Consider the following 19,859-nt stretch of genomic DNA (forward strand, 5'->3'; position numbering starts at 1 on the left):
TACAAACCTGCCATCAGTAAATCAATTTCCAAATTCGACCTTCCTTCCAATCGGCATAGGCCCCCGTTCCGGGGCAAAGGCGTCTGGCCTGGAAATGCGTATTGGCAAACGAAAACGTTTCACGGGCAAGCGGGTTGATGTCATCCGCGGAGGATGCCGTCCCGTGGGAAGGGGTTTTCAGCCCGATAGCTGCCAGGAAGAACACCTTCCGCGCACTGTCGATCGAGCCGGTGTTTAGCCGAGCAAGCGAAAAAACCAATCAAACATTCATGCTGCCCGCAAGTTCTCAATTCCAGTAAAACCCATCCATAAATACAATAAAAATGGTGCATCGTTAACGGCACAAAATCGCAAACCTTTAACCCCCGCTCCATCACCGCATTCCGCCCACACTTTTCCCAACAATCATTACAAAAAATTACTAACCAATACAGATTTAAATATACGATAGCGCACGTCCTTACGTTTTCCCGACACTCCCGTGACACCCGGAACGTGTCGCTCCGGACACGGCCCGCACGCGCATCGCCGCAGGCCGTCGACCGCCGCTCGTCACGGGATCGCTTTTCAACCGGAGACCACCCATGGCAACGAACATGCCTGTGAACAGCAGCGCGAACACGAACAGCCTGTTGCAACAGGCGGCGCAATCGATCATCAACGGCTCGACCGGCAATGGGTCGATGGATGTCGGCTTGCTCGTCACGACGCTGGTGAACGCGAAGACGGCCGGCCGGGCCGCGGCGCTCGCCGCGTCGCAGCAGACCGGCACCACGCAGATTTCCGCATTCGGCGCGCTGTCGTCGGCGCTAGGGGCGCTCGAAGCGGGCCTCGCCACGCTGGCGAATGGCGCGCTGCAGTCGACGTTCACCGCGGTCGCGAGCGGCAAGGGCCTGACCGCGACACCGAGTGCAGGCGCGGTTGCCGGCACCTACACGATCGGCGTCACGCAGATCGCGACCGCGCAGTCGCTGGCTTCGTCGGGCGTCGACGGGAAGAAGGCGCTCGGCACCGGCACCCTGACGCTGTCGCTCGGCAACCAGTCGTTCAAAGTCGACGTCAACGGCACGAACAACACGCTGTCAGGCATCGCGGCCGCGATCAACTCCGCAACGAACAACCCGGGGATCAGCGCGACGGTCATCAACGGCACCGACGGCGCGCACCTCGTGCTCGCGTCGCCGAAGACGGGCTCGGCGAGCACGATCGGCGTCGCGGTCGGCAACGTGGCCAACGACAACGGGCTGTCGAACCTCGGCGTCACGTCGACGGCCGACCCGACGGGCGGCCCGTCGAGGATCGACTCGGCGAACAGCGCGGCCGCATGGCGGCAAAGCGCCGTCGCGCAGGACGCGAAGTTCACGGTCAGCGGCATCGCGTCGACCAGCGCGAGCAACACGGTATCGGGCGTGCTGAACGGCGTCACGCTGAACTTGTCGGCGGCCGCGGTCAGCGCAACCGATACGCAGACGCTGACGATCAGCCCCGACACGAAGTCGCAGGCGGCCACGATCACGAATTTCGTGAACCAGTACAACGCCGTCGTCAAGACGATGGGCGCGCTGTCGAGCTACACGCCAGGGGCGAGCGCGCAGGGCGCGCTGATCGGCGATTCGACGCTGCACACGATCCGCAACGCCCTCGCGTCGACCATCGCGCGCGGCGTTCCCAACAAGAACGGCGACGGGCACACGAACCTGGCGGCGATCGGCATCTCGCTCGAGAAGGACGGCACGCTGAGGGCCGACAGCGCGAAGCTCGACAGTGCGCTGAACAACAACCCGTCGGGGGTCGCGCACCTGTTCAACGCGACGAACGGGGTAGGCAAGCAACTGACCGACCAGATCGAGACCTTCACGAAGCGCGGCGGGATGATCGACCTGCGCACGAACGCGCTGGGCGCCGACCTGAAGCGCGTCACGCAGCAACAGACGAATCTGGCCGACTACGCCGCGCAACTGACCAAGCAGTACCAGGCGCAGTTCACGGCACTCAATGCGCTGATGGCCAAGATGAACTCGAACACGCAGTACCTGACGCGGCTGTTCGGCGGAGCCAACAGCAACGGCACGCTGGCGAACAAGTGAAGAGCGTCCGCGCCGATTGACGATCATCGCGGCGCGAGCCGGTCAATGGATCGACCGGCTCGCGCCGCCGCGCACGGTTACGCGGCGATCCTTCGCCGGAAATGCTCGGTCCCGGCCACGATCTTGTCGAGCACCGCATCGAGCGCCCAGAACCGCTCACGCACGTCGTAGTCGATCACGCGGCAACGGATCGACGCGAAGGTGCCGATTCGCTGGTGATAGAGCTTCGCGAGCGCCGGGTACCCTAGCGCCTCCGACACCGCCGACACGACGAGGAACGTCGACAGTTCGTCGGCCAGCGCCGGATTCGATGCCCCTTGCGTGCGCAACCATCGGTACAGGTCCGGATGGAAGTTGGTGAACACGCCGTTGAAGCCGGCGGACCCCGCCTTCATCGCGTCCCACGCAATCGCGGCGTTCGCGTTGAGGATCTTCAGCGGCGAGCCCTCGGCGAGCGCGACCCGCCGCTTCACCGTCTCCAGGTCGCAGCTCACATCCTTGAGCATCACGAAGCGGCCCGTGTCGATGCACGCACGCAGTTCGTCATCCGACAACAGCCGACGGTAAGGCGCCGGGCACTCGTACAGCCCGAGCGGCAGATCCGACGGCAAGCGCGCGAGCAGCCGGTGCAGATGGTCGAGCAGCGCGGCGCTGCCCTTGCGCTGCGGATCGAGTCGGTTGGTCACGAGCACGACGCCCTGCGCGCCCGATTCGGCCGCCGCGCACAGCTCCTCGGCCTGCGCGTCGAGATCGTCGCTGATGTGCCCGGACGCGACGACCGGCACGCGCCCGGCCACCCGCTCGACCACGAAGCGCGCGAGTGCCGCGCGTTCGGCCAGGCTCAGGCACTGCATCTCGCTCGACTGCGCGACCGCGAACAGCGCATCGGCGCCGTGCGCCAGATACCATTCGATGAGCCGCTCGAGCCCGGCGTAGTCGATCGCGCCGGCGTCGTCGAACGGCGTCAGCATCACCGGGACGATGCCCTCGATGGTCACGTTCGATTGCTGCGGGTGTTGCATCTGTTTCTCCTTGCTTCAGTGAATGCGTGGCGCAAGCCGCGTGCTCAGGCCGGCAACGGCCCGGGCGCGGCGTTCGCGGCCTGCTCGGGAATCGGCTTGCGCACCAGCAGCAGGTACGCCATCGCGCCCGCGAACGCGATCGCCGCGGCCGCCAGCAGCGCCGGCACGAACGACCACTTCTGCGCGATGATGCCCGTCAGGATCGGCGCGAGCGCGCCGCCGATGAAACCGCCGAAATTCTGGATCGCGCCGAGCGACGCAATGCGGCTCGGCGGCGCGGCTGCCGTCGCGAGCGCCCACGAACAGGCCGACGCCGCGTTGGCGAGAAAGATCACGACCGAAATGCAGGCGAGCGCCACCGTGTTGCTCTGCGCGAGCGCGGCGGGAATCGTGAACGCGACCATTCCGAGCATCGCGACCACCACCGCATTGCGCCGGCTCACGACCGGCGAACGGCTGCGGCGCGTGATCAGGTCCGACAGCCAGCCGGCCAGCAGCGAACCGACGAACCCGCACAGGAACGGCACCGACGCGGCGAAGCCGGTGCGGATCAGGCTCATGTGCCGCTCCATCGTCAGGTAGCCCGGCAGCCAGGTGAGGTACACCCAGTTCAGGTACACGGAACCGAAATAGCCGATCAGCATCCCCCAGGTCGTGCCGTGCGAGAACAGGCCGCGCCATTCGGCGAACGTCAGTTTCGGCGCCGCGACCGTGCTTTGCGCGTCGGTGTCGAGGTAATTGCGCTCGGCGGCGGTCAGTTGCGCGCGCACCGGATCGCGATACAGCGCGAACCAGACGATGGCGACGACGAGACCGGCCGCGCCCGTCGCGACGAACGCCCAGCGCCAGTCGAACGACGCGACGAGGATCGACAGCAGCAACGGCGCGAGCGCGGTACCGAGCGGCGACGCGGCATTGAAAATGCCGGTCGGCGTGCCGCGTGCGCGCAGCGGAAACCAGTTGCTCACCACCCGCGCGGCCGACGGGAATTGCGGCGCCTCGCCGATGCCGAGCACGATGCGCGCGACGATGAACCAGCCGAAGGTCGACACGATACCGCCCGCCGCTTGCGCGATCGACCATACGATCAGGCCGATCCCGAGCAGCCGGCGCGGCCCGATGCGGTCGACCAGCCCGCCGACCGGGAACTGGCACAGCGCGTAGCTCCACGAGAAGGCCGACAGCAGCAGCCCCATCTGCGCGAGCGACAGGCCGAGATCGGCGCGGATCGCCGAGCTCGCGACGGCCAGCGTGCCGCGATCGAGGTAGTTGACGATGCCGCTCACCATCAACAGCGCGAGCGCGATGCGTTGCCCGCGCCGGATACGCGGCGGGGCGGGCGGAACGGTCGGGGTTTCGTTCATTGCGGTTGTCTCCATGTCAGTGATATCGGCCGGTTCCGGCCTGTCCGTCTGATGCGGAATTCAAGGTTCCAGGCATGCCACTTCGTCGCGCGTCGGAATCGAGGTCTGCGCGCCGTGGCGTGTCACGCTGATCGCGGCGGCGCGCTGGCCGAAGCCGATCGCGTCGTCCATCGACGCGCCGCCCGCGCGAGCGGCCGCGAACCCGCCGACGAACGTGTCGCCGGCCGCGGTCGTATCGACGGCGACCACCGACATCGCCCGCAGGCGGCCATTGCCTGCACCGCCGCGCCAGCACACGCCGCGCGCGCCGAGCGTGACCAGCACGTTGCCCACGCCCTTCGCGCACAGCGCATCGGCGGCGCGCACGGCGGACGCATCGTCGCCGACAGCGATGCCGGTCAGCGACTCGGCTTCGGTTTCGTTGACGACGAGGTAGTCGACCCGTGCGAGCAGCGCGTCGAACAGCCGCTGCGCGGGCGCGGGATTGAGCAGCACCGGCGTGCGGTGCGCCGAGGCGCAGGCAATGGCGCGCGCCACGGTGGCGACCGGCACTTCGAGCTGGCTCACGAGCATCGCCGCCCCGGCGATCGTTTCGCGCGCCGCATCGATCCGGTCGGCATCGAGGCGCGCATTCGCGCCGGGCACGACGACGATGCTGTTCGCGCCGCCCTCGTCGACCGTGATCGTGGCCACTCCAGTGGCCGTACCGCCGATCCGCGTCAGATGCGTCACGTCGATGCCCTCTGCCGACAGCGCGTCGTGCAGGCGCGCGCCGAACGCGTCGTCGCCGACGCAGCCGATCATCGCGACGGACGCGCCCAGGCGCGCGGCCGCGACCGCCTGGTTCGCCCCCTTGCCGCCATGGACGGTCTGGAAATCGGTGCCGAGCAGCGTCTCGCCCGGCACCGGCAGGCGCGGCGCACGTGTGACGAGGTCGATGTTGACGCTGCCGACGACGGCGATGCGCGGGGAAGGGGTGTCTCTCATTTCCGAATGTAACCGCTTACATTTGCGATGGACAAAAAGGCCGGAATGGCCGTCGTCGATGAAAATTTCACGATATGGATAGAATATGGGTCTGACATAATACGGAAGCACGTCAAGATAGCGCTTACATTCTCACAGGGTCGAGCGAGAATGCAAGCGGCGCCACCACGAAACGAGGGTAAACATTGACGCATTTGACAACTTGTAGCGCTGCCATCGCCGCCACGCCTGGAGACAGCCGATGAGTTCGCCCCCGTCCCGCGCCGGCGCGCCCCGCGCGCGCCGTGGCAGCGGCCGCTCGGTGCTCGGCGATGTCGCGAAGCTGGCCGGCGTGTCGACCGCGACCGTTTCGCGCGTGTACAACGATCCCGGCAAGGTGTCGGCCGACGTGCAGCAGCGCGTGCGCGACGCGGCGCGCGCGCTGAACTGGATCCCGAATGCGGCGGGCCGTGCGCTCGCGTCCACGCGCACCCACATCACGGGCGCGATCATTCCGACGCTTGACGACCAGGTGTTCGCCTCGCAGGTCGCGGGCATGCAGACGGTCATGGCCGAGCACGGCATCACGCTGTTCCTCGGCTGCTCGAACTACGATCCCGCGCAGGCGCTGGACCAGGTGCGCGCGATGCTGTCGCGCGGCGTGGAAGCCGTGTCGCTCGTCGGCGAAGCGTATCCGCCGGAATTGTTCGAACTGCTTGCGATGCACCGCGTGCCGTACGTCGTCACCTATGCGTATCGCGACGACAGCCCGCACTGCTGCATCGGCTTCGACAACCGCGCGGCGTTCGCGCGGCTCACCACCCACCTGCTCGACCTCGGCCACCGCGATTTCGCGATCATCATGCAGCCGTCCGCCGACAACGACCGTGTGCAGGCGCGCCTGCGCGGCATTCACGACACGCTGGCCGCGCGCGGGCTCGCGGTGCGTCCCGTCCATCAGCACGAAGGCGCGGCCACGATCGCGTTCGGGCGGGCGAGCCTGCGGGCAATCGTCGACAGCGACGCGGCCACACGGCCGACGGCCGTGATCTGCGGCAACGACGCGCTCGCGCTGGGCGCGTTGCTCGAGGCGCAGGCGCTCGGCATCGACGTGCCCGCGCAATTGTCGATCACCGGCTTCGACGACATCGCGCTCGCGCGCGAGATCCAGCCGCCGCTGACGACGATGTGGGTCGACACCCACGCGATCGGGCGCCAGGCCGCGCGGGCCTTGCTCGATGCGCTCGAGAACGGCGCAACGGGGCCCGGGCATGCGGTGCTGCCGGAGTTGCGCACGCGGGAATCGGCTGCGGCGCCGGCGCAGGTGCGGGCAGGACGTAAAAAATAAGAACGCACCGGGCAGCTTCGGCTGCCCGACCTCCCTTCATTGCATCACGTCGACCGGCAGCGTCTTGTCGAGATTGTCGTGCCACGCCTGGATGGTCTTCGGCACGCGCTTGTTCCACTGCGGCACGTTCGTGTAATAGCGCATCCGCACGTTGTTCTTCGCGTCGAACACGAGCAGCCCGATCCACAGGTCGTTACCGCGGCGCATCACGATCGCCGCGTTCGTCGTCGCGATGCCGCGCACCCAGTACGCATTCACGTGCGCGTTCAGCCCGTCGAGATCCTTCTCGTCGGCGCTGTAGTTGACGTTGTCGACGAGCGTCTGGTAATCGGCGCCGAGCAGCTTGTGCGCGGTCGCGTTCTGCGTCGCGTCGTCGACGACCTTGAGGCTCAGCAGGTCGGCCGCCGGTTTGGCCTGGAACTGCGACGCGGTCACGTACTGGCCGCCGTAGACGACACCCGCGCCCGCACCGCAGTCAGAATCCGCGCCGTGTTGCGTGACGCCGATGCGCCCGCCCTTCCGTTCGAAATCGAGCCGGCACGTGTCCTTGCGGTAGGTGCCGCTGTCGCCGTGCAGCACGATGTCGCCATCGAGCCCGCCCGTATTCGCGCCGTTGTTGCCGCCCAGCTCGAAATGCAGGCGCGGTGCCGTGCCGGTGAACGTCAGCACGCCGCCGAACGACGGGTTGTCGCTCGTCATGTACCACGTCTGCTGCCAACGGTCGGCGGCCAGCGGCTTGCCGTTCAGGCTCGCGAGCCGTTCGCGGTAGCGATCGCGGAGGCACTGCGCGTCGCCGCCGCACCGGTCGCGCTGCTTGAGCCATTTCAGCTGCGCGGCTTTCAGCGCGGCCGTATCGCCGCCTTTTCCGAGCGCCTGCTTCCACGCCGTCGCGAGGTCGCCGTCGAGCTTCGACAGCGCGGCATCCGCGCAGATCGCCTTCTCGCTTGGCGAAGCGGCTTTCGCGCAGTCGAAGCCGGCGGCCTGAGCGGCGAGCGGCAGCAGGGTCAGCCACGCGGCGGCCGCGATGGATCGCAGGTGCGTGTGCCGCACGGCACTGGCGGAAATCGCGGTTTGCCCGCGCGCATTCTTCGGGTTCTGGGGGGTCATCGGCTTGGCTCGTCGCAGGATCGCGCGCCTGTAGAAGCTACCTGCACGCGGCATTCGAGGTAAAAACACCCGGCCCGGCATGTGTTGCATGCCGTTGCTCGCCGAAGCCTAACCCGAATGCGCGGCGCCGATCAATCGATGGTCGATGTCAGCGCAACCGTCGACGCAGCCACGCTGCATTGCACGATGCCGTCGCGCAATGTGGCTTCCCCGGCGGCATCGATGAACCCGATGAACACCATCACGCCGTCTCCTTCGTGCGCGGCCAGCCCTTCGTCCTCCATCGACGAGAACCGGATGCGCCGCGCAGCGACCTGGCACACGCGCGCAGCGACCTGGCACACGCGCGCAGCGACCGCACCCTGCGCGTCGGCCACGCGCACGATGCCCTTCGCGCGCAGGATCGTGCGCGGCAACGCCTTCAGCCACGCACGCAGCCGCGCCTTGTCGAGCACGTCCGGCGCCGCGACGGTGACGCTCGCGAACGCCGGCATCGCGTCATGTCCGATCGCCCGGTGCGAGCGCGCGAAACCCGGCGGCGTCGCGCCACGATCGGGCACGACCGCGTCGAACAGCAACGCGAGCGGAATCTCGCCATGACGCGCGGCGACGACGATGTCGGTCGGCGCACACGCGCGCACGTCGTCGAGTACCGCATCACGCTGTGCCGCAGCAACGCAGTCGAGCTTGGTCACGACGATCGCGCCCGCGCCGTCGAGCTGGCGCTGCGCCATCGCGCCGACGAGCGGATCGGCGAGCGTGTCGCGCCACGCGAGCGCATCGGCGACGACGAGCACCGACGTCAGCCGGAACGCACCGTTCAGCAGCCCGATCTGCGCGATCTTCGCGGGATCGGCCACGCCGCTCGCTTCGACGAGCAGCAGGTCGGGCCGCACGTCGCGTGTCGCGACGCGTGTCAGCGCATCGACGAGCGCGCCGCCGATCGTGCAGCAGATGCAGCCGTTGTCGAGTTCGATCACGTCGTTGCCGCGCGACCGCACGAGGCGCGCATCGATGTTCACCGCGCCGAAATCGTTGACGAGCACCGCGATGCGCCGGCCATGCGGCGCCTGCAGGATCGCATTGACGACCGTCGTCTTGCCCGCGCCGAGATAGCCGCCGATCACCGCGAGGTCGATCGGCGCGAGCGCGGCCTCGGCGGGCACGACGGCATCGCCCTGCGCGCTCATCGCGGCGACCGGAACAGGCGCCCGCCGAGCACGGTGCCCCACACGGCGAGTTCCTTCAAACGTGCGGGCGCGCAGACCGACGGATCGTCGTCGAGCACCGCGAAATCCGCGAACTTGCCGATCTCGATGCTGCCGACGAGATGATCCATCCGCAACGTATAGGCCGCGCCGAGCGTGATCGCATGCAGCGCGTCGTCGACTGAAATCCGCTCGCCTTCGCCGAGCACGCGCCCCGATGCCGTCTCGCGCTGCACCGCGCAACATGCGGTGAACAGCGGATTCAGCGGCGTGATCGGCGCATCCGAATGCAAAGCGAACGGGATGCCGAGCCGCTGCGCGGAGCCGGCCGCATCCATCCGGTTCGCGCGATCGGGGCCGATGGTCTGGCTGTAATGCGCATCCCCCCAGTAGTACAGATGATTCGCGAAGAAGTTCACGCACATCCCGAGCGCGCGAACGCGCTTCAATTGCGCGGCGTCCGCCATCTGGCAATGCTGCAGCGTATGGCGATGATCGCGGCGCGGATGGCGCGCGAGCAGCGTCGCCATCGCGTCGAGCACGACGTCGGTCGCTTCGTCGCCGTTGGTATGCACATGCAGTTGCAGCCCCGCGCGATGAAACGGCTCGAACACGTCGACGAGCTGGGCGGGCGGAATCAGCCACAACCCGTTCGGCTGACCGCCCGCGTAACCGGGCCAGCGCACGCGCGCGATGAAGCCCTGGATCGAGCCGTCGACGATGAACTTCACCGGCCCGACATGCAGCTTGTCGGTATTGCGCTCGATCTCCGCCAGCACACTGTCGGCCGAGCGCGCCGGATTGCGCTGCGGCGCGAACGCCGGCACGATCCGCACCGGGTAATCGGGATCGGCGGTGACGTCGCGCAGCGTGCGGTTGCCATCGGCCGACAGGTCGTTGACGAGATCGGTGGCCGTCGTCACGCCGGCCAGTTGCGCGACGCGCCCGAAATTCCAGACGGCGTGCGGTTTCTCGCTCGCGGAAATCGCGAGCTTGCCGCCGATCGTCTGATACACCGGCAGCATCGCCGCGAACTCCTGCAGCTCGCCGGTCGGGCGGCCGTCGGCATCGCGCGTCACGCCGTCGATGTCGGTGTCGGCGTCGATGCCCGCGCGCGCGAGCATCGCGCCGTTTACGTTCATCAGGTGCACGCTCGCATGCAGGATCGCGATCGGCCGCTGGGCCGACACGCGGTCGAGTTCGTGCGTGGTCAGCCGCGCGGTGCCGAAGAAGATCGGATCGAAGCCCCACGCGAGCAGCGGCCCGTCGTCGGTCATCGCGCGCTCGGCTTCGCCGAGCCGTTCGAGCACCGCGTCGAGCGAGCGCAGCCCCGGCCACAGCGTGCCGTCGGGGCCGCGCCGGTCGTAGTAGCCGACGTACACGGCGTCCCACATCGCGCCTTCCATCAGGTGGCAATGCCCTTCGACGAGCCCCGGCATCAGCACCTTGTCGCGCAGCGTGTCGTCGGTCGCGCACGCGCCGAACCGCGCGTGCCACGTGGCGGCGGCGGCGGCGTCGCCGACCGCGAGGATGCGGCCGTCGCGCACGGCAACGTGCGTGGCCGACGGCTGCGCCGGGTTCATCGTCAGGATGCGGCGCGCCGTGAACACCGTCACGGGTGCTGCAGGGGTTGCGGATGCTGGCATGGGATGCGGTTCTCCTTGCGGCGGAACGCCGATGCGTCAGGATACGGCGTACTGCTTCACGGGACGGCCATGCAGCATCACATGCACGGCCGCGACGACGAGCACGTTGACGACGAGGCACACGAGGCCGAGATTGATGCCGCCGAAGTCGACATGGAGCACGTAGAAGATCATCGCGAGCACCTGGCCGCAGATCATCCCGGCGCCGACCGCGACAGGCCGCACCCGGCGCCCCGCGAGCAGGATCAGCACGCCCGGCAGGAACTGCGTGACGCCGTAGTACGTCGTGTTGATCAGCGTGAGCATCAGGTTCGGCGTGAGCATCGTGGTCGCGATCGACAGCAGCAGGTAGCCGACGATCACGTATTTCGCCGCACGCTTCTGGCGTGACTCGGGCAGGTTCGGCATCAGGTTGCGCGTGACGATCGGCCCGATCGCGAGGCAGATGCCGGCCAGCACGAGCAGCCCCGACAGCGCGGCGCCGGCCGCGACGAGGCCGATCAGCCAGCCCGGCAGCAGGTGCGTGACGGCGGCGAAGAATGCGTCGTTCGGCGATGCGAGCGTCAGGTTCGCGGTGATCGCGTAGTACGACGCGATCACGAGAAACGGATACATCAGCATGTACAGCGGCATCACGACCTGCGTGCGCCGGATCGCGTCCGGCCCGCGCGCGGTGAAGAAATTCTGCGCGGCGAACGGCATCAGGTAGAAGCCGAGCGACTGGAACAGCATCGTGCTCATCGAGAAGCGCAGTTGCGATCCGCTCATCGTGTTGCTGACCTGCCGGCTCGCGGCGTCGAACACCGGATGCACGCCGCCCACCTGCCACGCGACGGCCACGCCCGTCACGACGATCGCGAGCAGCATCAGGATGTCCTTCAGGATCGCGATGTACGCCGACGCACGCACGCCGGAGATCGCGATATAGGTGAACGCGAGCGCCGCGCACACGAGGATCAGGTACAGCGGCTCGACGTGCCAGCCGAGCCCCTTGAGCGCCGCGACGAGCCCGGTGAACTGCAGCTGCCCCCACGGGATCAGGAACAGGATCGATGCGCACGCAACGACCAGCTCGAGCCCGCGGCTGCGGTAGTGGCCCTTGAACAGGTCGGGCAGCGTGATCGCGTTGTGACGCTTGCCGGCCTCCCAGATCTTCGGGCCGACGAAATAGCCGATCGGGTAGGCGAGCAGGATGTAGCCGAGGAACCACACGCCGTAGGTCGGCCCTTTCGCGTAGATGCCGCCGGGGAAGCCGACCATCGTGCCGATGCTGTAGATCTCGCCGGCGGTCAGGAAGAACACGAGCGCCGTGCCGAACTGGCGCGACGCGACGAAGAAGTCATGCACGCTCTGCTTGCCGCGGCCGCGGCCGGATCGAATGGCGAGATAGAGCGACAGCGCGATCAGCGCGGCGAAGACGACCGTGGACATGCGCACCTCTGCGAAGGAAAGGAATGCGTAGGGTTCGCCGGAAAGCGCGGGCGGCCGGCGGTCCGCAGGAAGCGGATGCGTGCGCTAGGCGGCGCTCGCGCGGCGGTCGAACAGCATCCAGCACGCGAACAGGCAGCCGGACGTCAGCACGAACCACGCGAAGATCCACATGAAGATGAACGGCACGCCCAGCACGTAGCGGTCCTGCGCGGCCGCCCACGGCAGCACGCCGATCACGCCGAGATACGGAATACCGATGCCGATCAGATACCTGAGCATGCGTGTCTCCTCGAAAGCGGGTTCGTACGGAAGGGTCGTACGCGGAGGCAGTGGATGTCGCCTGCACGACATCCGCCGTCGAATCCAGTATTCGAAGACAAAAAGGCGCGGGATAGTGCCAGACGCGGGCAATCGCTTGGGCCAGTGGTCCGTTGCCCGACGCGGCCCGGTGTTGCCCGGTGTTGCCCGTGTTGCCCGGTCAACGCGGCAACGATCGAAGCGGCAACCCGACTGCCCTCCGTCGCGGCCAACGCTCGCCGATCATGACCCGGGCCGGCGTCAGCTGCTAAACGGCATCAGCTCGTAACTCGTGCTCCGGCCGCCGGACGACGAGCGGCGCAGCACACCGTGCTCGACGAGCTCCGTGATGTCCCGCAGCGCGGTGTCTTGCGAGCACTTCGCCAGCGCCGCCCACTTGGTGGACGTCAGCTTCCCCTCGAAGCCGTCGAGCAGGCGATTCATCACCTTCACCTGGCGTTCGTTCATCGCGAAGCCCGCACAGCGCTGCCAGAAACGCGCCTTGACCAGCACCGCGTCGAGCGTCGTGTGCGCGTGATCGATGGCGCGGCCGAGCGCGGTCAGGAACCACGCGAGCCATTCCGTGACGTCGAGCGAGCCGCGCTGCGTCCGCTCCAGCACGTCGTAATACGCGTTGCGCTCGCGCTGGATTTGCGCCGACAGGCTGTAGAAGCGCTGCGGACTGCGGTCGGCGCGCGCGAGGACCAGATCCCCGAGCGCACGCGCGATCCGGCCGTTGCCGTCGTCGAACGGATGGAGCGTGACGAACCACAGGTGGGCCAGGCCGGCGCGGATCAGCAACGGCTCGAGCGGCGCGGCATTGAGCCACGCGAGCAAGCGCGCGATCTCGCCGGCGAGGCGCGCCGCGGGCGGCGCCTCGAAATGCACGCGCTGCCGGCCGATCGGCCCGGACACGACCTGCATCGGCCCGGTGGCGTCGGTGCGCCAGCCGCCGACCGTGATCCGCGACATCCCCGAATAGCCGGTCGGAAACAGCGCCGCATGCCACCCGAACAGACGGGCGTCCGTGACCGGTGCCGCCGCATGGGCGGTCGCGTCCAGCACCATGTCGACCACGCCCTCGACGTGACGATCGACCGGCGCCAGCGCGCCGATGTCGACCCCGAGCCGGCGCGCGATCGACGACCGCACCGATGCGACGTTCAGGCTTTCGCCCTCGATCGCGCTGGTCTTGACGACGTCCTCCGTCAACGCGGCGAGGCTGGCCTCGTCGCGCAGCGCCAGGCCGACATCCGCCAGCCGCCCGGCCAGCATGCCTTGCGCACGGCTGACGTCGGCGAGTGGTGTCGCCAGGGCAGGGAGGTCGAAGCGCCACTCCGGCCAGTCGGCCGACTCCCAGATGTAGGTGTAATCTCCGCTCATGATGCGGAGATTATCCCACCGATTCGCCGCAGAACTCAATATTCTCCGCAAACCATGCGGAGAATAGCGCACCGATTCCCCGCAACCCGGCCTGCTAGCGCGCCCGGCCCGCGCCGCCCTTCGCCGCCGGCGCCGCCTGTCCAAGCCGTTCCGCGAGAAACCCGATGAACGTGCGCAGCGTGACGAACCCTTCCCGATGCTGCGGAAACACCGCATTGAGCGTGATCGGCGACGGCGCGTACGCGTCGAGCACCGGCACCAGCGCGCCGCTGTCGAGCGCCCCGCCGACGATGAAATCCGGCAGCAGCGCGATGCCGAGCCCCGCGATCGCCGCGTCGCGCACCACCTCGCCGTTGTTCGCGACCAGCGGCCCCTGCACGTCGAACGTGCGCGCCCCGCCGTCGACGCGGAATTCCCAGCCGATACGCCGCTCGCGCCCGTACAGCACGCACGTATGGCCGGCGAGATCGGCCGGCGTCTGCGGCGTGCCCTGCCGCTTCAGGTACGCGGGGCTCGCGCACGCAATCATCCGCCACGCGCCGAGCGGGCGCGCGATCAGCGTCGAATCCTCGAGCGAGCCGATCCGCAGCACGAGATCGAAGCCCTCGCCGATCAGGTCGACGCGCCGGTCCGTCAGGTCGAGGTTCAGCCGCACGGCCGGGTGCGCGGACAGGAATTCGGCGATCAGCGGCGACACGTGCGTGATCCCGAACGACAGCGGCGCGCTGATTTTCAGCGACCCGTGCAGCTCGGTGCTGCGCACCGACATCGCCTGCTCGGCGTCGGCGATCTCCGCGAGGATCCGCTGCGCGCGCGCATAGAACTCCTGCCCCGATTCGGTCACCGCGAGATTGCGCGTGTTCCGGTGCAGCAGCCGCACGCCGAGCGACGCCTCCAGCGCCATCGTGCGCCGGCTGACGAACTGCTTGGACAGCATCAGTTGGTCGGCCGCCGCCGTGAAGCTGCCCGCATCGACCGTCGCGACGAAGATCCTGAGATCGTTCAGTTCCATATTGTCCACTCCATAGCGACAGTCATTATCTCTACAGCCATTTATTTGTCAAATCGATTGACCTAAGATTCATCTCAACGAACGGCCGGGCTCACTTCCGAGGTCCGGCGTCTTGAGGAACAAAAATCATGATCGAAACCCGTGCAGCAAACCAACGTGGCCGTGCGGAGCATGGCTGGCTCAGCTCCCGTCATACGTTTTCGTTCGCGAATTACTACGATCCGAAGCAAGTCGGCTTCTCCGACCTGCTGGTGATCAACGACGACCGCGTCGCCCCGGGCCGCGGCTTCGGCACGCACCCGCACCGCGACATGGAAATCCTGTCGTACGTGCTCGACGGCGCGCTGGAACACAAGGACTCGATGGGCACCGGTTCGGTGATCGTGCCGGGCGACGTGCAACTGATGAGCGCCGGCACCGGCGTGCGCCACAGCGAGTTCAACCACTCGCCGGAACTGCCCGTCCACTTCCTGCAGATCTGGGTCGGGCCGGCCGAAAAGGGTGCCGAGCCGCGTTATCAGCAGACGAACGTCACGGCCGACGACAAGCGCGGCAAGCTCGCGCTCGTCGTCTCGCCGAACGGCGACGCCGGTTCGTTGAAGATCCGGCAGGACACGCGGATCTACGCGGGCCTGTTCGACGGCGATGAACGCGCGACGCTGGAACTGGCGCCGAACCGCTTTGCCTACGTGCACGTGGCACGCGGCAGCGTGACGGTCAACGGCGTGACGCTCGGCGAGGGCGACGGCGTGCGCATCCGCGACGAACAGGCGCTGACGTTCACCGACGGGAAGGATGCCGAAGTGCTGGTGTTCGACCTGCGTCCGGTCGAAGTGACGGCCGAGTGGGCATAAAGCCCGTTCGGGAAACCGGGCCCCGCTGAACGCGGGGCCCTTTTAATCGGAGATTCGCAACATGGCCAAGGTACTCGTTCTTTACTACTCGTCCTACGGGCACGTCGAAACGATGGCGCAGCACATCGTGGAAGGCGCGAAATCGGTGGCCGGCGTCGAGGTCACGCTCAAGCGCGTGCCGGAAACGATTCCCGTCGACCAGGCCCGCGCGATCGGCGTGAAGGTCGACCAGGCCGCGCCGGTCGCGACGGTGGACGAACTCGCCGACTACGATGCGATCATCTTCGGCACGCCGACCCGCTTCGGCAACATGGCCGGCCAGATGCGCACGTTCCTCGACCAGACCGGCGGCCTGTGGATGAAGGGCGCGCTCGTCGGCAAGATCGGCAGCGTGTTCGCGTCGACCGGCACGCAGCACGGCGGCCAGGAAACGACGATCACGTCGTTCCACACGACGCTGCTGCACCACGGGATGGTGATCGTGGGTGTGCCGTACGCCTGCAGCGGCCTCGTCAACATGAACGAAATCACCGGCGGCACGCCGTACGGCGCGACCACGCTCGCGGGCGCGGACGGCAGCCGCCAGCCGAGCGCGAACGAGCTCGACATCGCGCGCTACCAGGGCAAGCACGTCGCGGAAATCGCGAGCAAGCTCGCGTCGTAACGCGCCGGCCCGGCCGTTCGGGCCGCCCCGCACATGCGCGAACGGCGCCGGGCGATCCGGCGCCGTTCGCGCTGTGCCCGGGTTCCGGCCGTTACTGGCCCGATGCCGGGGCGGCCGGCGCCGCCTTCGTCGCGGGCGCCTTCTGCGCGGCGTTCTGCGGATAGTTGCTCTGGTCGTTGGTCAACCGGTAGCCGCTGCCCGTGCCGATCGCCTTCAGGTCCGACGCATGCCGCGCCCGGGCGGCCTTGCGGGCCGCCTTCTTCTGCGCCTTGTCGAGCTGCTTCTGCGTCGGCGCGGACGCCGGATCCTGCGCGTATGCCGCCGGCGCGGCGGTCAACAGCAGACCGAACGACGCCGTTACTGCTATTGCCACCGATACCACGCGAGACTGCTTCATGGCCGGATCTCCTTGTCGATTGTTGATAATGGGTCGAACACCGGCGCGCACACGACCGCTTGCGACATCGGCGCCGTTGCAACGTTAGCCGATCAGTATTCCGTTGTCCGTGTGCGTTCCTGAATTCTCCTGATAACGGCCACGATACATGCGCACCGCGAGAGCCGCTGTTTCGGCGCCGCGCCGGCGCCATCAGGGAAACCGATAACCCGGCCCGGCCGGCGCTCAGATCCAGCGCGACAGCACCGGCAGCAGGATCGGCACGACGAAGGCGGTCAGCACGCCGTTCAGCCCCATCCCGAGCCCGGCGAACGCGCCGGCTTCCTCGCCGACCTGGAACGCGCGCGCGGTGCCGATCCCGTGCGACGCGACGCCGAGCGCGAAGCCGCGCACGGCCGGTTCGTCGACCCGCAGCGCATTGAGGATCCCGCGTGCGCACACCGCCCCGAATATCCCGGTCGAGATCACGAGCACGGCGGTGAGCGACGGAATCCCGCCGATTTCGGCCGCGACGGCCATCGCGATCGGCGTCGTCGCCGATTTCGGTGCCAGCGACGCGATCGTCTGGTGCGACGCGCCGAACAGCGCCGCGATGCCGACCGCCGACACGATCGCGGTCAGCGAACCCGCGAGCAGGCCGACCAGCAGCGGCACCGCGGCGCGGCGCAGCTTCGACCACTGGCGGTACAGCGGCAGCGCGAGCGCGACGGTCGCGGGGCCGAGCAGGAAGTGGACGAACTGCGCGCCTTCGAAATACGTCGGATACGGCGTGTGGGTGATCGTCAGCAGCACGACGATCAGCGCGACCGCGATCAGCACCGGGTTCGCGAGCGGGTTGAAGCGCGCCCGCGCATACACGGCCTGCGCAAGCAGATAGGCGAGCAGCGTGATGGTCAGGCCCAGCAGCGGGGTCGCGGCGAGATAGACCCAGATCGCGCCGAGTGTCGGGAAGGCCGTCATCGCGTGCCCTCCGCCGCGCCGCCCGCGCGCCGCTGGCGGCGCAGCAGCGCACGCGTGACGAGCGCGGTCACCGCGATCGCGAGCGTGGTGCTCACCGCCAGCGCGACGACGACCGCGACCGCATCGCCGCGCACGCGGTCGGCCGACACCATGATGCCGACGCCGGCCGGCACGAACAGCAGCGACAGGTGGCGCAGCAGCTCGAGCGCGGTCGGCTCGATCGCGTCGGCCACCTGCGGGCGCAGCATCACGAAGCCGAACAGCAGCAGCATGCCGATCACCGGGCCCGGCACCGGCAGGCGGAACAGGTAGGACACGCCTTCCCCGAGACACTGGAAGGTCAGCAAGACCGCGAACGCCTGCAGCATGAACCGCCTCTCCCGAACGGGGCCGTGCTGCCGGGCGGCCGCGCGACCGATGGCCGGCGGGTTGCGGCGCCGGCGTGAACGATACGCGCGATCGTACCAACTTCACGCGCGAACGAACATCGCCGCGCGCGGCGGCGGGAAGACACCACCGGCTGCTGCACGGTGTGCGGCCTCCCGCCGCCACGCATCATCCCGGCACCGGTTCGGCCGACATCGCCCTGCCCGGGTCGTGCGCGTGGCCGGATACGCCGGCCACGGGCAGCGTGAGCGTCACGGTCGTGCCCTGCCACGGGGCGCTGCGCACGTGGATCTCGCCGCGGTGCCGGTCCACCACCGCCTTCGCGAACGCCATGCCGAGCCCGACACCCTTCGTATCGGGCTGTCCCGGCAGACGAAAGCGCCGGTAACGCTCGAACAGGCGCGCCTGGTCCTCGGCCGCGATCCCGTAGCCGTCGTCGCGAATCACGCAGCATACCGAAGCACCGTCGTCCGCCAGCTCGACGCTGCACGCGATGCGGGTATGCGCGGCGCTGTAGTCGACCGCGTTCCCCAGCAGATTGACCAGCGCACGCGACAGCAGCGCCGGATCGCCGCGCACGAGCGCGTCGTCGCACGATGGGACGTCCTCGATCGCGATGTGCTTGTCCCGCGCGCGCGGCCAGATTTCGTCGCGTGCCTGATTCATCAGGTCGGCCACGTTGACGAGTTCCGACGCGTACTCGCCCGCCTCCGCCCGCGACACCTGCGCGAAACCGTCGGCCATCGCGAGCGTATGACGCGCCAGCCCGCCGATCTCGTGAAGACGCTCGCGCAGCGCGCACTCGGGCGGGCAGGCGGCAGGCGCGTTCACGAGCACGATGACCGACGTGAGCGGCGCACGCATGTCGTGCGAGAACAGCGTCAGCATGTCGTTGCGCTGCCGCTCGAGCAGCGTGCGATGGACGTAGGCGCCGCGCAGCGCGTCCAGTGCATCGTTCACGTGCGCGATCTCGGGGCTCGTGCCCGGAATCCGGACGATCGGCGACACGTCGCCCTCGCTCAACGCGACGATGCGCCGGCTCAGCGCATCGAGCGGTGTCGACAGCGTCCGCTGCGTGCCGCGCACGAGCAGGAACAGGATCGCGATGCAACACGCCGCCTCGGCGCCGGACAGCGTCATCCGGACGCGCGCCGCATCGCGCAGCGCCACCGCGCGCGCCCGTGTGAGGTCGAGCACGTGGTCGCGCAACTGCGTCGATGCGTCGAGATCGCGCATGATCCGCGACGCGAAATCCTCCGCGTTTATCGCATAGGTGCCCGTGCGCCCTGCGCGAAGCGTCGTGGCCACGAGCGGCAGGAAGCTGCCGTCCATCGTGTCGTTCAACCGGGCCAGGTCATTCGACAGCATCGCGTCGTCGAGCGGCGGCGCGATCGCGCCGGCGATCAGTGCGCGGAGCTGCACGATGCGCCCGCGCATCTGGAGGATGCGCGCCAGCCGATCATTGTCGAGCGCCTCGTTCCTCACCAGCGGCGCGACGAACAGCGAGCCCAGCCGGCCGGTGTATTCACGCAGGTCGCCCAGCAGGCGCGCGACGACCAGCGCGCCGGCCGTGTCCGGATGACGCATCGCCGTGCCCGCCATCACGCCGCTGGTCAGCGCCGCCAGATCGTCGGCGGCCGCGAACATGCGGTCCTGCGCAGCCTGCACCTGCCACGTCGCACGCGCCGCCGCGGGCCGCGCGGCGAGCGCATCGACTTCGCCGCGC

Annotated in this window: 19 protein-coding genes; 4 read left to right on the plus strand and 15 right to left on the minus strand. The window is 68.3% G+C overall.

What is annotated here, in order from left to right; translation table 11 throughout:
* Positions 1-13: 13 nt before the first annotated feature.
* Positions 14-259 (minus strand): hypothetical protein, encoded by a 246-nt coding sequence (locus G3N96_RS07000; protein ID WP_206136743.1) that lies wholly within the window; start codon positions 257-259, stop codon positions 14-16.
* 325 nt (positions 260-584) lie between these two features.
* On the opposite strand from G3N96_RS07000, the gene fliD reads away from it, so the two are divergent.
* Entirely contained in the window at positions 585-2,087 is a 1,503-nt protein-coding gene (fliD, locus tag G3N96_RS07005) for a flagellar filament capping protein FliD (RefSeq protein ID WP_206136744.1), read from the plus strand.
* 77 nt (positions 2,088-2,164) lie between these two features.
* Here the strand turns inward: fliD and G3N96_RS07010 are convergent, their stop codons facing one another.
* The 3 genes from G3N96_RS07010 to rbsK are packed head-to-tail and all read right to left on the minus strand — an operon-like array spanning position 2,165 to position 5,460.
* Positions 2,165-3,109: a dihydrodipicolinate synthase family protein gene (locus G3N96_RS07010; protein WP_206136745.1), complete on the minus strand. Its 945-nt coding sequence runs from the start codon at positions 3,107-3,109 to the stop codon at positions 2,165-2,167.
* Between the two features lie 44 nt (positions 3,110-3,153).
* The gene (locus G3N96_RS07015; protein WP_206136746.1) at positions 3,154-4,473 is read right to left on the minus strand and encodes an MFS transporter; all 1,320 of its coding nucleotides are present in this window, start codon (positions 4,471-4,473) and stop codon (positions 3,154-3,156) included.
* A gap of 60 nt (positions 4,474-4,533) precedes the next feature.
* Complete coding sequence (gene rbsK, locus G3N96_RS07020; RefSeq protein WP_206136747.1) at positions 4,534-5,460, minus strand: ribokinase; 927 nt, start codon at positions 5,458-5,460, stop codon at positions 4,534-4,536.
* Positions 5,461-5,701: 241 nt separating this feature from the next.
* Here rbsK and G3N96_RS07025 point away from each other — a divergent pair, with 241 nt between their 5' ends.
* Positions 5,702-6,787 (plus strand): LacI family DNA-binding transcriptional regulator, encoded by a 1,086-nt coding sequence (locus G3N96_RS07025; protein WP_124578767.1) that lies wholly within the window; start codon positions 5,702-5,704, stop codon positions 6,785-6,787.
* Positions 6,788-6,823: 36 nt separating this feature from the next.
* Here G3N96_RS07025 and G3N96_RS07030 read toward each other — a convergent pair whose 3' ends face one another.
* The 7 genes from G3N96_RS07030 to G3N96_RS07060 form a co-directional block, all read right to left on the minus strand.
* Positions 6,824-7,894: a lysozyme inhibitor LprI family protein gene (locus G3N96_RS07030; RefSeq protein ID WP_241022523.1), complete on the minus strand. Its 1,071-nt coding sequence runs from the start codon at positions 7,892-7,894 to the stop codon at positions 6,824-6,826.
* 131 nt (positions 7,895-8,025) lie between these two features.
* Positions 8,026-9,084, minus strand: coding sequence for a GTP-binding protein (locus tag G3N96_RS07035; protein ID WP_206136748.1), 1,059 nt, complete (start codon positions 9,082-9,084; stop codon positions 8,026-8,028).
* A complete protein-coding gene (locus tag G3N96_RS07040) occupies positions 9,081-10,748 on the minus strand; it encodes an amidohydrolase (protein ID WP_206136749.1) in 1,668 nt (555 codons plus the stop codon). The genes G3N96_RS07035 and G3N96_RS07040 overlap by 4 nt, the downstream gene beginning before the upstream one ends.
* A gap of 36 nt (positions 10,749-10,784) precedes the next feature.
* Positions 10,785-12,179 (minus strand): sodium:solute symporter family protein, encoded by a 1,395-nt coding sequence (locus tag G3N96_RS07045; protein ID WP_089433924.1) that lies wholly within the window; start codon positions 12,177-12,179, stop codon positions 10,785-10,787.
* A gap of 84 nt (positions 12,180-12,263) precedes the next feature.
* Positions 12,264-12,458 carry a DUF3311 domain-containing protein gene (locus tag G3N96_RS07050; RefSeq protein WP_089444527.1) on the minus strand — a complete coding sequence of 65 codons (195 nt, stop codon included), beginning with the start codon at positions 12,456-12,458 and terminating at the stop codon, positions 12,264-12,266.
* Positions 12,459-12,737: 279 nt separating this feature from the next.
* Complete coding sequence (locus G3N96_RS07055) at positions 12,738-13,859, minus strand: Fic family protein (RefSeq protein ID WP_206136750.1); 1,122 nt, start codon at positions 13,857-13,859, stop codon at positions 12,738-12,740.
* Between the two features lie 94 nt (positions 13,860-13,953).
* Positions 13,954-14,871 carry a LysR family transcriptional regulator gene (locus tag G3N96_RS07060; RefSeq protein ID WP_206136751.1) on the minus strand — a complete coding sequence of 306 codons (918 nt, stop codon included), beginning with the start codon at positions 14,869-14,871 and terminating at the stop codon, positions 13,954-13,956.
* 128 nt (positions 14,872-14,999) lie between these two features.
* Here G3N96_RS07060 and G3N96_RS07065 point away from each other — a divergent pair, with 128 nt between their 5' ends.
* Together G3N96_RS07065 and wrbA are read left to right on the plus strand one after the other, a co-directional pair.
* The gene (locus G3N96_RS07065; protein WP_206136752.1) at positions 15,000-15,725 is read left to right on the plus strand and encodes a pirin family protein; all 726 of its coding nucleotides are present in this window, start codon (positions 15,000-15,002) and stop codon (positions 15,723-15,725) included.
* Positions 15,726-15,786: 61 nt separating this feature from the next.
* Positions 15,787-16,389 carry an NAD(P)H:quinone oxidoreductase gene (gene wrbA / locus G3N96_RS07070; protein ID WP_206136753.1) on the plus strand — a complete coding sequence of 201 codons (603 nt, stop codon included), beginning with the start codon at positions 15,787-15,789 and terminating at the stop codon, positions 16,387-16,389.
* A gap of 91 nt (positions 16,390-16,480) precedes the next feature.
* Here wrbA and G3N96_RS07075 read toward each other — a convergent pair whose 3' ends face one another.
* From G3N96_RS07075 to G3N96_RS07090, 4 genes are all read right to left on the minus strand, one after another.
* Complete coding sequence (locus G3N96_RS07075; protein ID WP_124578759.1) at positions 16,481-16,786, minus strand: hypothetical protein; 306 nt, start codon at positions 16,784-16,786, stop codon at positions 16,481-16,483.
* A 225-nt stretch (positions 16,787-17,011) separates the two neighbouring features.
* Positions 17,012-17,746, minus strand: a complete 735-nt coding sequence (locus tag G3N96_RS07080; protein WP_124578757.1) for an LrgB family protein — start codon at positions 17,744-17,746, stop codon at positions 17,012-17,014.
* Positions 17,743-18,114, minus strand: coding sequence for a CidA/LrgA family protein (locus G3N96_RS07085; protein ID WP_206136754.1), 372 nt, complete (start codon positions 18,112-18,114; stop codon positions 17,743-17,745). The genes G3N96_RS07080 and G3N96_RS07085 overlap by 4 nt, the downstream gene beginning before the upstream one ends.
* Positions 18,115-18,301: 187 nt before the next feature.
* Positions 18,302-19,859, minus strand: a 1,558-nt coding sequence (locus tag G3N96_RS07090) for a HAMP domain-containing sensor histidine kinase (protein WP_206136755.1), incomplete at its 5' end; no start/stop codon positions are given.

Source organism: Burkholderia sp. Se-20373 (assembly GCF_017104705.1).
In the GTDB taxonomy this organism is placed as follows: Bacteria; Pseudomonadota; Gammaproteobacteria; order Burkholderiales; family Burkholderiaceae; genus Burkholderia.

Coding starts and splice junctions, on each gene's coding strand:
- G3N96_RS07030 (WP_241022523.1), bottom strand. CDS start 7,894: ATGACCCCCCAGAACCCGAAGAATGCGCGCGGGCAAACCGCGATTTCC.
- G3N96_RS07080 (WP_124578757.1), bottom strand. CDS start 17,746: ATGACGGCCTTCCCGACACTCGGCGCGATCTGGGTCTATCTCGCCGCG.
- rbsK (WP_206136747.1), bottom strand. CDS start 5,460: ATGAGAGACACCCCTTCCCCGCGCATCGCCGTCGTCGGCAGCGTCAAC.
- wrbA (WP_206136753.1), top strand. CDS start 15,787: ATGGCCAAGGTACTCGTTCTTTACTACTCGTCCTACGGGCACGTCGAA.
- G3N96_RS07045 (WP_089433924.1), bottom strand. CDS start 12,179: ATGTCCACGGTCGTCTTCGCCGCGCTGATCGCGCTGTCGCTCTATCTC.
- G3N96_RS07015 (WP_206136746.1), bottom strand. CDS start 4,473: ATGAACGAAACCCCGACCGTTCCGCCCGCCCCGCCGCGTATCCGGCGC.
- G3N96_RS07040 (WP_206136749.1), bottom strand. CDS start 10,748: ATGCCAGCATCCGCAACCCCTGCAGCACCCGTGACGGTGTTCACGGCG.
- G3N96_RS07075 (WP_124578759.1), bottom strand. CDS start 16,786: ATGAAGCAGTCTCGCGTGGTATCGGTGGCAATAGCAGTAACGGCGTCG.
- G3N96_RS07055 (WP_206136750.1), bottom strand. CDS start 13,859: ATGAGCGGAGATTACACCTACATCTGGGAGTCGGCCGACTGGCCGGAG.
- G3N96_RS07065 (WP_206136752.1), top strand. CDS start 15,000: ATGATCGAAACCCGTGCAGCAAACCAACGTGGCCGTGCGGAGCATGGC.
- G3N96_RS07035 (WP_206136748.1), bottom strand. CDS start 9,084: ATGAGCGCGCAGGGCGATGCCGTCGTGCCCGCCGAGGCCGCGCTCGCG.
- G3N96_RS07060 (WP_206136751.1), bottom strand. CDS start 14,871: ATGGAACTGAACGATCTCAGGATCTTCGTCGCGACGGTCGATGCGGGC.
- G3N96_RS07010 (WP_206136745.1), bottom strand. CDS start 3,109: ATGCAACACCCGCAGCAATCGAACGTGACCATCGAGGGCATCGTCCCG.
- G3N96_RS07050 (WP_089444527.1), bottom strand. CDS start 12,458: ATGCTCAGGTATCTGATCGGCATCGGTATTCCGTATCTCGGCGTGATC.
- fliD (WP_206136744.1), top strand. CDS start 585: ATGGCAACGAACATGCCTGTGAACAGCAGCGCGAACACGAACAGCCTG.
- G3N96_RS07025 (WP_124578767.1), top strand. CDS start 5,702: ATGAGTTCGCCCCCGTCCCGCGCCGGCGCGCCCCGCGCGCGCCGTGGC.
- G3N96_RS07085 (WP_206136754.1), bottom strand. CDS start 18,114: ATGCTGCAGGCGTTCGCGGTCTTGCTGACCTTCCAGTGTCTCGGGGAA.